The sequence below is a fragment of the Ralstonia sp. ASV6 genome, assembly GCF_016429285.1.
In the GTDB taxonomy this organism is placed as follows: Bacteria; Pseudomonadota; Gammaproteobacteria; order Burkholderiales; family Burkholderiaceae; genus Ralstonia; species Ralstonia flaminis.
On record NZ_JAELUI010000192.1, the window covers coordinates 1 to 8242 of the forward strand.

Sequence of the window (8242 nt, forward strand, 5' to 3'; positions counted from 1 at the left end):
GCCATTGCCCGCGCGCTGGATGATGCGGGTGTCGACAGCATTGAAGTTGCGCACGGCGACGGGCTGTCGGGTTCGAGCTTTAACTACGGTTTTGGCGCGCATACCGATCTGGAATGGATTGCCGCCGTTGCCGGTACCGTCAAGCGGGCCCGTGTAGCGACGCTGCTGCTGCCCGGCATCGGCACCGTGCACGACCTGCGCGCGGCCTACGATGCCGGCGCCCGCGTCGTGCGCATCGCCACGCATTGCACGGAGGCGGACATCTCCAGGCAGCACATCGAATACGCCCGCTCGCTGGGCATGGACACGGTGGGCTTCCTGATGATGTCGCACATGACCACGCCGCAGGCGCTGGGCGAGCAGGCGAAGTTGATGGAAAGCTACGGCGCGCAGTGCGTGTACGTGGTCGATTCCGGCGGCGCCCTGAGCATGCGCGACGTGGCCGAGCGCTTCGATGCACTGAAGGGCGTGCTCGACCCCGCCACGCAAACGGGCATGCACGCACATCACAACCTCTCGCTGGGTGTGGCGAACTCGATCGTCGCGCTGGAGCACGGCTGTGATCGCGTTGATGCTTCGCTGACGGGCATGGGTGCAGGGGCCGGCAACGCACCGCTGGAGGTGTTCATCGCTGCCGTGGACCGCATGGGGCTGAACCACGGCTGCAATGTGAAGCAACTGATCGACGCCGCTGAAGACATCGTGCGCCCGCTGCAGGAGCGCCCGGTGCGCGTGGACCGCGAAACGCTGGCGCTGGGGTATGCCGGCGTCTACTCCAGCTTCCTGCGCCATACGGAAGCGGCAGCGGCCAAGTACGGCCTGTCCGCGTTCGACATCATGGTTGAGCTTGGGCGCCGGCGCATGGTGGGTGGGCAGGAAGACATGATCGTCGATGTCGCGCTCGACATGCTGAAAGCGCGTCAGCCGGCCAGCCAGGAGGCTGCATGACCGATCTCAATGCCATTGCCGCACGCGTGGACGATGCGGCGCGATATGCGGAACCGATTGCCCAGCTGACCGACGATGCCGACTTCTCGCTGGACGAAGCCTACGAAATCCAACGTGCCTCGATCGAGCGCCGCATCCATCGCGGGGAAAGCATGGTCGGCGTCAAGCTGGGTTTCACCAGCCGGGCCAAGATGGTGCAGATGGGCGTCGACAGCCTGATCTGGGGCTGGCTGACCGACGCAATGCTCGAAGAGGACGGCGGGCGCGTATTGGTCGACCGTTTCATTCATCCGCGCGTCGAGCCCGAAGTGTGCTTCCTGACCCGTCGCGAGATCGATCGCCCGCTCACGCTGCTGGAAGCCGCGAGCAATCTGGAAGCCGTGGCGCCCGCCATGGAGATCATCGATTCGCGCTACCGCAACTTCAAGTTCACGCTGGAAGACGTGGTGGCCGACAACTGCTCGTCAGCCGGTCTCGTTATCGGGCCGTGGACGCGCCGCTTTGACTCGCTGCGCAATGCGGGTGTGCTGATGCGCATCGATGGGCGCGCCGTGCAGGTGGGCTCCACGGCGGCCATCCTGGGCGATCCGCTGCGCTCGGTTGTGCAGGCGTCGCGGCTGATCTCGCAGAGCGGGCTGGTGCTGCCCGCGGGCTCACTGATCATGGCCGGTGCGGCTACCGCGGCCGAGGCATTGCCGCGCGGTGCGCACGTGCAGTGTGTCGTCAACGGACTTGGCACCACGGAATTCACTACCTACTGAGCGTCATCGACATGACCACTGAAACCAATCCGCAAGGACGCCTCGTGGCCGGCAAGGCCAAACCGCGCGGCCGCTTTCCGCACATCACGCGTGCGGGTGATTTCCTGTTCGTCTCGGGCACCAGCTCGCGCCGTCCGGACAACACCATTGCCGGTGCGTCAGCCGATGCGCTGGGCACGACCCAGCTCGACATCCGCGAACAGACCCGTGTGGTGATCGAGAACATCCGCGACATCCTGCGCAGCGAAGGCGCAGACCTGTCGAACCTGGTCGAGATCACGTCGTTCCTGGTCAACATGAACGACTTCGCTGGTTACAACGCGGTGTATGGCGAGTACTTTGATGAGACCGGCCCGACGCGCACGACGGTGGCGGTGCACCAATTGCCGCATCCGCACCTGGTGATCGAGATGAAGGCGATTGCCTACGCGCCGAAGCGATAACGAAAACGACGCTAGGCCCCCAAGGAGCGAGACATGTTGACCTACGGAAAGCCGTTCAACTTCCAACGCTGGATCGATGAACACGCGCACCTGCTCAAGCCGCCGGTCGGCAACCAGCAAGTGTGGCAGGACAGCGATTTCATCGTGACCGTGGTGGGTGGGCCGAACCACCGCACCGACTACCACGACGACCCGCTCGAAGAGTTTTTTTACCAGCTGCGCGGCAATGCGTACCTGAACCTGTGGATCGACGGCAAGCCGGATCGTGTGGACCTGAAGGAGGGCGATGTCTTCCTGCTGCCGCCGCACGTGCGGCACTCGCCGCAGCGCCCCGAAGCGGGCAGTGTCTGCCTGGTGATCGAGCGCCAGCGCCCTGTGGGGCTGCTCGACGGTTTCGAGTGGTACTGCGATGCCTGCGGCCATCTCGTCCACCGCGTCGAGGTGCAACTCAAGAGCATCGTGCGCGACCTGCCGCCGCTGTTCGAAGCGTTCTACGCATCGGAAGACAAACGCCGCTGCCCGCAGTGCGGCCACATCCACCCGGGCAAGGCGGCCTGACGCTTCGGCGTTCCCTCACAAGCAATTGCAATTGAAGATGACACTTCGAATCGACATGCACTCGCACTTCTTCCCGCCCATCACGCGGGAAGAGGCGGCGAGCCTCGATGCAGAGAAAGCGCCGTGGCTGCGTATCGACGCCGACGGCGAGCGCGGCATGATCATGGCCGGCGATCGCGCCTTTCGCCCCGTCTACCGTGCCCTGTGGGACCCGGCCAAGCGCATCGAAGAGATGGACGCCCTTGGCGTGGATGTGCAGCTCGTTTGCGCCACACCGGTGATGTTCGGCTATGGCTACGACGGCGCTGCCGCGCACGACTGGGCCATGCGCATGAACGATCGCGCGCTCGAACTCTGCGCGCATGCACCCCAGCGTCTGAAGGCGTTGGCCCAGGTGCCGTTGCAGGACATCGACCTGGCATGCCGGGAGGCCACCCGCGCGCATCGTTCTGGCCACCACGGCGTGCAGATCGGTAACCACCTCGGCCCGCGCGATCTGGACGACGCGCACCTCGTCACCTTCCTCACGCACTGTGCCAACGACGGCATTCCCGTGCTCGTGCATCCGTGGGACATGATGACCGACGGGCGCATGAAGAAATGGATGCTGCCGTGGCTGGTGGCCATGCCGGCCGAGACGCAGCTGAGCATGGTCTCATTGATTCTCTCTGGCGCGTTCGAGCGGATTCCCAAGTCGCTCAAGCTGTGCTTTGCGCACGGCGGCGGCAGCTTCGCGTTCCTGCTGGGCCGCGTGCAGAACGCCTGGGAGCAGCGCGACATCGTGCGCGAGGACTGCCCGAACCCGCCCAACTCGTACCTCGATCGCTTCTACGTGGACAGCGCCGTGTTCGACCCGCGGGCCTTGAGCCTGCTGGTTGACACCATGGGCGAAGACCGCGTCCTGCTTGGCTCCGATTACCCATTCCCGCTGGGCGAACAGAAGATCGGTGATCTCGTTGCCAACCACACGGCGCTGAGCGACACCGCCAAAGCCAAGATCCTGGGTGGCAACGCCGCGCGCTTCTTTGATCTTCCCGATGCCGCCAGAACGTGAACGGCAGCATCACGAACCCTTCAACACACAGCAACACACCATGACTTCGACGATCACTCGGGACGCCTGCGCTGCGCTGGACGCGGCCGACACCCTGGCCCATTGCCGCGCACGCTTCAACCTGCCTGCGGACACGATTTACCTCGACGGCAACTCGCTGGGCGCCATGCCCGCCAACGTGCCTGCACGCATGAAGCAGGCGCTGGAGCAGGAGTGGGCGCACGGCCTGATCCGCTCGTGGAACGACGCCGATTGGTACCCCGCACCGCAGCGCACCGGCGACAAGATCGCCAAGCTGATCGGCGCAGGGCAGGGCGAGGTGATCGTTGCCGACTCCACCTCGGTGAACCTGTTCAAGGTGCTGGTGGCCGCCACCCGCATGCAGCCGGGCCGCCGTGTGATCCTGGCCGAGCGCACGAACTTCCCGACTGACGTGTACATCGCCGGCAGCGCGGCCGAGATGACTGGCTGCGAACTGCGCTGTGTCGATCCGGACGATGTGCTGGCTGCCATCGACGAGACCGTCGCCATCGTGTCGCTCACGCACGTGAACTACAAGACCGGCAAACGTTACGACATGGAAGCCGTGACCCGTCGCGCGCACGAAGCTGGGGCGCTGATCGTCTGGGACTTGTGCCACACGGCCGGCGCCATGCCTGTGCAACTGAACGCGTGCGAAGCCGATTTCGCCGTGGGCTGCGGCTATAAGTACCTGAACGGCGGCCCGGGCGCACCGGCCTTCGTTTTTGTTGCTTCGCGCCACCTGGCGGCCATCCGTCAACCGCTGACGGGCTGGCACGGCCACGCCAAGCCATTCGAGTTCACGCACGACTATGCGCCGCATCCGGCCATCGACCGCATGCTGACGGGCACCGCGCCGCAGCTCGGCGTGATCGCGCTGGAGAGCGCGCTCGACGCCTTTGACGGTGTGGACCTCAACACGCTGCGCGAGAAGAGTGTCGCGCTGGGCAACCTGTTCATCGCGCTCGCCGATCAGGAGCTCGCCGGGCTCGGCTGCGGGCTGGCCTCGCCGCGCGATGCGGATCAGCGCGGCAGCCAAGTCTCGCTGACGCACGAAGAGGGCTACGCGATCATGCAGGCGCTGATCGCCCGCAACGTGATCGGCGACTTCCGCGCGCCCGACATCTTGCGCTTCGGGTTCGCACCGCTCTACGTCCGCTACGTCGACATCTGGGACACCATCGCCGCGCTCAAGGACATCATTGCGACCGGCGCTTGGAACACCCCGGCATTCCGCACGCGCAAGTCCGTAACCTGAGCCCCAGCGCCAGGCAGGTCGGCAATCCAACTACGAACAAGCGGCCGCACCCACACGGTGCCGGCTGCGGCAAGGAGACATGCCGTGAGGCAACAACACGGATTCGACACGATCGTCGAACGGGAGAAGGGCTTGCAGCGCGGCCTTTCCACTGCACAGCTTTCGATGATTGCCATTGGCGGTGCGATCGGGACGGGCCTGTTCCTGGGCAGCGGTTTCGCCATCGGCTTTGCGGGGCCCAGCGTACTGGTGAGCTATGCGATCGGTGCGCTGATCGCCATGCTGCTGATGGGCTGCCTGGCCGAGATGACGGTGGCGCATCCCACGTCTGGCTCGTTCGGCGCGTATGCGGAGCACTACATCGGGCCGTGGGCCGGGTTCCTGGTGCGCTATGCGTACTGGTCGTCCATCGTGCTTGCGGTGGGCGCCGAGGTCACGGCCATTGCCGTGTACATGAAGTACTGGCTTCCAGCGGTGCCGGGCTGGTACTGGATTGTCGGGTTCTCGGCGGCGCTCATCGGCGTGAACGTGGTCAGCGTGAAGGTGTTCGGCGCGGTTGAATACGTGTTCTCGATGCTCAAGATTGCGGCCATCGTGGGCTTCATCCTGCTGGGGGCGTACGTCGTGTTCAGCGCGCCGGCCGGCTCGGGCATTGGCCTGGCGAACTACCAGGTGCAGGGCGGTTTTTTCCCAAAGGGCGCATGGGGCACATGGGTGGCGGTGATCGTCTCGATCTTCAGCTACCTGAGCATCGAGATGATTGCCGTCGCCGCGGGCGAGGCGCGTGACCCGCACAAGGCCATCACGAGCGCCTTCCGCGCGACGATGGTCCGGCTGGTGGTCTTCTATCTGCTGACGCTCGCGCTGATGCTGGCCATCGTGCCGTGGACGGCGGCCGGCGCCAACGAAAGCCCCTTTGTGAAGGTGATGGCCGCCACGTCGGTGCCGGGCGCCGCCGGTGTGTTCAACTTTGTAATCCTGGTGGCGGCGCTGTCGGCCATGAACAGTCAGCTCTACATCACCACGCGCATGATGTTCAGCCTGTCACGCGCCGGCTATGCGCCCAAGGCGCTGGGCCGCCTGAATGCGAACGGCGTGCCCACCGGGGCGCTGCTGCTCTCGGCAGTGGGTATTGCCGTGGCGACCGTGCTCAACGCGCTGTACCCGGAGAGTGCTTTCCTGCTGATGATGTCGGTGTCGATGTTCGGCGCGATGTTCACGTGGCTGATGATCTTCGTCACGCATATGTTCTTCCGCCGGGCGCACCGCGGTCAGGTGCTGGCGTTTCGCATGTGGGGGTTCCCGGCCACGTCGTTGTTGGGGGCTGCACTCATGGCGGCCGCGCTGGTCACCACCTACTTCACGGCGGAGTTCCGCATGACCCTGCTGTGCGGCGTGCCGTTCATGATCGCACTGTCGGTGGTGTATGGCGTCTGGTACCGCAAGCAGGCGCATGCTGCCCAGGCTGTCACCTCTTCTTGATCGCGCGAATGTCCGCTATTCTCGCCAATCCCAACATTGACGGAGTCGTTCTTCATGTCGCTGACCTTTCTCGGCATTGCCGGCAGCCTGCGCCGCAAATCCACCAACCAGGGGCTGCTGCGTGCGGCGTCCACCCGCCTGCCTGACGGCGTTGAAATGGAACTGGCGGACCTGCGTGATATTCCGTTCTACAACGCAGACATTACGGACAAGCCGGCGTCAGTGCTGCGCGTGTTCCAGCAGTTGGAGCGCGCCGATGCGCTGGTGCTGGCCTGCCCCGAATACAACTACTCGCTGGCACCGGCACTGAAGAACATCCTCGACTGGGCTTCGCGCGAACCGAACAACGCACTGCTGGCCGGTAAGCCGGTGGCGATTCTGGGTGCGGGCGGCGGCATGGGCACGTCGCGTGCGCAATACCACCTGCGTCAGGTGTGCGTGTACCTGGACCTGCATCCGTTGAACAAGCCGGAAGTGTTTGCGAACGCCTTTGCCGGCGGCTTTAACGCCGAGGGCGATCTGACGGACGAGCGCATCGCTGGCCTGATTACCGAACAGATGCAGGCGCTTGCCAATTGGACGGTGAAGCACAAGGCGTGAACGACGCCACCCCGTGACTCACTCGCCGGCGTGCAGCGTACGGTTGCGCCCGGCGAGCGATCCCATCACGATGGACGCCAGTGCTACGGCGCTGAACAGCCAGCCGACCACGGCCCAGCCGCCGGTCAGGTCGTGCAGCACGCCCATCAGGTACGGTCCTGCGGCGGCCATGGTGTAGCCGATGCCCTGCGTCATGGCCGACAGGCTGGCCGCCACACGCGCATCGGCCGAGCGCAGCACGATCAGCGACAGCGCCACGCTGAAGTTGCCGCCCTGGCCCAGCCCCAGCAGCACCGCCCACCACCACAGCGTCGACAGCGGCGCGTACAGGCAGCCGAGCAGGCCGGCCCAGCACATCAGCATCATCAGCAGCACGGCAGGACGTTGATCCCGCCCGAGCCGCGCCACGAATGGCCCGCCCAGCGCGGTGATGAGCTGCACGAGAATCGACACCGCCGCCACCACGCCTGATTGCACGGCAGACAGCCCTCGGTCCTGCAGGATCACCGGCAGCCAGCCGAACACGCAATACGCCAGCGATGATTGCAGGCCCATGTACAGCGTCACCTGCCAGGCGATCGGCTTGTTCCATAACGACACGCGGTCGAGCCGCGCTGCCGACCCCTTGCCGTGCGCATGCCGCATGTGCGGCCACCAGCCGACAAAGGCCAGCAACGCCGGCAAGGCCCAGAAGGCTAACGCGGGTTGCCACCCACCCAACCATGCGGAAAGCGGAGCGCTGGCGCCGGCCGCCACCGCCGCGCCAAAGCACAGTGCCATCGTATAGACGCCGGTCATCAGATCAGCGTGCCGGCCGAAGTCACGCTTGACGATACCCGGCAGCAGGATGCCCGTCACGCCAATGCAGGCACCGGCCGCCAGCGTACCGATGAAGAGCGGTGCGACGCCGCCCGCGCTGCGCAAGGCAATGCCCGCCGCCAGCGCAATCAGCAAGCCACCCACGGCGCGCTCTGCACCAAAGCGCCGGGCCAGAATGGCGGCAGCCGGCGCAAAGAGGCCCAGGCACAGTACCGGCAACGTCGTCAGCAAGCCCGCCGTGGCGCCGGACAACCCCGTGCCAGCGGCCACTTGCTTGAGCACGGGTGACAGGCTGGAC

The 8242-nt window shown here is 65.4% G+C and carries 9 protein-coding genes; 8 read left to right on the forward strand and 1 reads right to left on the reverse strand.

All coding sequences use genetic code 11. From position 1 onward, the window contains the following. The 8 genes from dmpG to JHD73_RS25070 all read left to right on the forward strand — a co-directional run. Nucleotides 1–948, forward strand: a 948-nt coding sequence (dmpG, locus tag JHD73_RS25035) for a 4-hydroxy-2-oxovalerate aldolase (RefSeq protein WP_199032873.1), incomplete at its 5' end; no start/stop codon positions are given. After that, nucleotides 945–1709, forward strand: a complete 765-nt coding sequence (locus JHD73_RS25040; protein WP_199032874.1) for a 2-keto-4-pentenoate hydratase — start codon at nucleotides 945–947, stop codon at nucleotides 1707–1709. The genes dmpG and JHD73_RS25040, both read left to right, overlap by 4 nt. 11 nt (nucleotides 1710–1720) lie before the next feature. Then, the gene (locus tag JHD73_RS25045) at nucleotides 1721–2152 is read left to right on the forward strand and encodes a RidA family protein (protein ID WP_064807548.1); all 432 of its coding nucleotides are present in this window, start codon (nucleotides 1721–1723) and stop codon (nucleotides 2150–2152) included. 33 nt (nucleotides 2153–2185) lie between these two features. Beyond that, the gene (locus JHD73_RS25050) at nucleotides 2186–2710 is read left to right on the forward strand and encodes a 3-hydroxyanthranilate 3,4-dioxygenase (RefSeq protein ID WP_199032875.1); all 525 of its coding nucleotides are present in this window, start codon (nucleotides 2186–2188) and stop codon (nucleotides 2708–2710) included. A 37-nt stretch (nucleotides 2711–2747) separates the two neighbouring features. Beyond that, a complete protein-coding gene (locus JHD73_RS25055; protein ID WP_199032876.1) occupies nucleotides 2748–3764 on the forward strand; it encodes an amidohydrolase family protein in 1017 nt (338 codons plus the stop codon). A gap of 40 nt (nucleotides 3765–3804) precedes the next feature. Beyond that, nucleotides 3805–5043: a kynureninase gene (kynU, locus tag JHD73_RS25060; protein ID WP_199032877.1), complete on the forward strand. Its 1239-nt coding sequence runs from the start codon at nucleotides 3805–3807 to the stop codon at nucleotides 5041–5043. An 84-nt stretch (nucleotides 5044–5127) separates the two neighbouring features. Next, nucleotides 5128–6525: an amino acid permease gene (locus JHD73_RS25065; RefSeq protein WP_199032878.1), complete on the forward strand. Its 1398-nt coding sequence runs from the start codon at nucleotides 5128–5130 to the stop codon at nucleotides 6523–6525. A gap of 54 nt (nucleotides 6526–6579) precedes the next feature. Beyond that, on the forward strand, nucleotides 6580–7125 hold the full coding sequence (locus JHD73_RS25070) for an NADPH-dependent FMN reductase (RefSeq protein WP_199032879.1): 546 nt from the start codon (nucleotides 6580–6582) through the stop codon (nucleotides 7123–7125). An 18-nt stretch (nucleotides 7126–7143) separates the two neighbouring features. Here JHD73_RS25070 and JHD73_RS25075 read toward each other — a convergent pair. Then, nucleotides 7144–8242: MFS transporter (locus JHD73_RS25075; protein ID WP_199032880.1), on the reverse strand; the 1099-nt coding region annotated here is incomplete at its 5' end.

What these genes read in the sequence shown, in the direction of transcription:
- JHD73_RS25040 (WP_199032874.1), top strand. Translation starts at nt 945, where the DNA reads ATGACCGATCTCAATGCCATTGCCGCACGCGTGGACGATGCGGCGCGA.
- JHD73_RS25045 (WP_064807548.1), top strand. Translation starts at nt 1,721, where the DNA reads ATGACCACTGAAACCAATCCGCAAGGACGCCTCGTGGCCGGCAAGGCC.
- JHD73_RS25050 (WP_199032875.1), top strand. Translation starts at nt 2,186, where the DNA reads ATGTTGACCTACGGAAAGCCGTTCAACTTCCAACGCTGGATCGATGAA.
- JHD73_RS25055 (WP_199032876.1), top strand. Translation starts at nt 2,748, where the DNA reads ATGACACTTCGAATCGACATGCACTCGCACTTCTTCCCGCCCATCACG.
- kynU (WP_199032877.1), top strand. Translation starts at nt 3,805, where the DNA reads ATGACTTCGACGATCACTCGGGACGCCTGCGCTGCGCTGGACGCGGCC.
- JHD73_RS25070 (WP_199032879.1), top strand. Translation starts at nt 6,580, where the DNA reads ATGTCGCTGACCTTTCTCGGCATTGCCGGCAGCCTGCGCCGCAAATCC.